This window comes from Achromobacter sp., from assembly GCF_036567245.1.
Taxonomy (GTDB): domain Bacteria; phylum Pseudomonadota; class Gammaproteobacteria; order Burkholderiales; family Burkholderiaceae_B; genus Achromobacter.
Genome location: NZ_DATCUY010000429.1, coordinates 1 through 2,349 on the forward strand (window position 1 = coordinate 1; position 2,349 = coordinate 2,349).

2 protein-coding genes are annotated in these 2,349 nt (G+C 66.8%); both read right to left on the reverse strand.

All coding sequences use genetic code 11. From position 1 onward, the window contains the following. Positions 1–153 precede the first annotated feature (153 nt). Complete coding sequence (locus tag VIR09_RS18380) at positions 154–1,344, reverse strand: M20 aminoacylase family protein (RefSeq protein ID WP_332014164.1); 1,191 nt, start codon at positions 1,342–1,344, stop codon at positions 154–156. 96 nt (positions 1,345–1,440) lie between these two features. Continuing rightward, a partial coding sequence (locus VIR09_RS18385; protein ID WP_332014165.1) for a tripartite tricarboxylate transporter substrate binding protein occupies positions 1,441–2,349 on the reverse strand: 909 nt, incomplete at its 5' end.

Consider the following 2,349-nt stretch of genomic DNA (forward strand, 5'->3'; position numbering starts at 1 on the left):
CTGATCGCGGCGCTTGCCGCGCTGCTGAGCGCGCTGCTGGTGCGCACACGCAACCACGAGCTGTCGGTCCAAGCCGGTACGACACACTGAACCCGGATCTTGCGGCGCGCGGGCGGACAGGCACTGCCCTGCCTGCCCGCGCCGCCATTGCCGCTACTTACGCGGCATCCAGTTCTCTGCCAGCTTGACGAAGGCGCTGGCGCCGATCGGCAGCAGCGCGTCGTTGAAGTCGTAGCTGGTGTTGTGGACCAGGCAAGGACCTTCGCCATGGCCGGGCTCGCGGTGGTCGCCTTCGCCGTTGCCGATGAAGCAATAGCTGCCGGGCACCTCTTCCAGCATAAAGGAAAAATCCTCGGCCGCCATGATGGGCGCCTGTACCAGCACGCGCTCTTGGCCCACCACCTCGGTCAGCGCATTGCGCATGAAGGCGGTCTCGGCTTCGTGGTTGATGGTCGACGGATAGTGCCGCGTGAAGGCGAAGTCGCATTGCGCGCCGAACATGCCGGCCACGTGCTGCGCGACCTCGCCCATGCGGCGCTCGATCAGGTCCAGGGTTTCGCGGGTGTAGGCGCGCACCGTGCCGCGCAGTTCGCAGGTGTCGGGGATGACGTTGACCACTCCGCCCGCCTGCACCGTGGTCACCGAGATGACAGCCGTCTCCAGCGGCTTCTTGTTGCGGCTGATGATGGTCTGGAAGGCCTCGATCATCTGGGCCGCCGCGGGAATGGGATCGATGGCCAGGTGCGGCATGGCCGCGTGGCCGCCCTTGCCGCGTATGGTCACATGGAATTCGCTGTTGGAGGCCAGCACCGGTCCCGCGGACGAGGCGAAGCAGCCGACCGGAATGCCGGGCATGTTGTGCATGCCGAACACCGCTTCCATGGGGAATTTCTCGAACAGGCCGTCGCGCATCATTTCGCGCGCGCCGCCGCCGCGCTCTTCGGCGGGCTGGAAGATCAGGTACACGGTGCCGTCGAAGTTGCGATGGCGGGCCAGATGCTGGGCTGCACCGAGCAGCATGGCGGTGTGGCCGTCGTGGCCGCAGGCGTGCATGACGCCGGGGTGCTTGCTGGCGTGGCTGAACTGGTTGACTTCGTGCATGGGCAGCGCGTCCATGTCGGCGCGCAGCCCCAGGGTGCGCCCGGAGTCGCCGTTGCGGATCACGCCCACCAGGCCGGTCTTGCCGAAGCCCCGATGCACCGGGATGTCCCAGCTTTCCAGCAGCTGGGCCACCAGGTCGGACGTGCGGTTCTCTTCGAACGCCAGTTCCGGATGCGCATGGATGTCCCTGCGGATGTCGCGGATGGACGGGGAGTTTTCAACAATCTCTTCGATCAGGTTCATAAGCTGCTGCGGGCTCCGCAAGCGGAGCCCGGGATTAGAGGGCCTGTGCACACTGAAGCGAGCCTTGCACTGGCCCTCGGGTTGGAAAGAGGGAATTCAATCGGGCTTGATGCCCAGCTTGCGCAGCACGGGACCGGAAGCGTCCCGTTCCTCTGCTACGCGTTGGGCGAAAGCCGCCGCCGCCAGATGGTACGGCAGCGAGCCGTGGCTGGCGTACATCTGCTTGAGCGCCCCGTCCTGCTGCGCGCGGCCGATCTCCTGGTTGAGCCGCTGCACGATGGCGTCCGGCGTGCCGGTGCGCGCCGCCACGCCCAGCCAGACTGCGCCTTCGAATCCCGTGAAATGGCTGGCGGCCAGCGTCGGGGCCTTGCCGAAGGCGGCATCGGGCACGGTTTCGCTCATGGCCAGCACGCGCAGGCGTCCTTCCTTGACCATGGGTTCCACCAGGGCGGTGCCGGCAAAATAGATTTCGGTATCGCCCGCCAGCACGGAATTGAGCGCACCAGTTCCTGTCTTGAACGGCACGTGCATGATGTCGACGCCGGCCTGTTCGCGCAGCATCTCGAACAGCACGTGGGGCGGACTGCCGTTGCCCGAGGACGCATAGTTCAAGCGGCCCGGCTTCTGCCGCGCCAGCGCCAGCAATTGGTCCAGGGACTTGGCCGGCATCTTGTCATTGACGGTCAGCGCCATGGGGATGACCGCCAAGGGGCTGACGGGCTGCAAATCGCGCGCCGGATCGTAGGTCAGGGCCGGAAAAATATAGGGGTTCCACACCAGGTGCGCGTTCGTGACCAGGGCCAGCGTGTAGCCGTCCGCCGGCGCCGACTTGAGCTGCTGCATCGCCAGCATCCCGCCCGCGCCAGGCTTGTTCTCGACCACTACGGGCTGGCCCAGGGCGTGATGCAGGCGCTCGGCCAGGGGCCGGGCGAACAGGTCTGGCAGGCTGCCGGGGCCGCCGTTGACCAGGATGGTCACGGGCCGCGCCGGCCAGTCCTGGGCGTT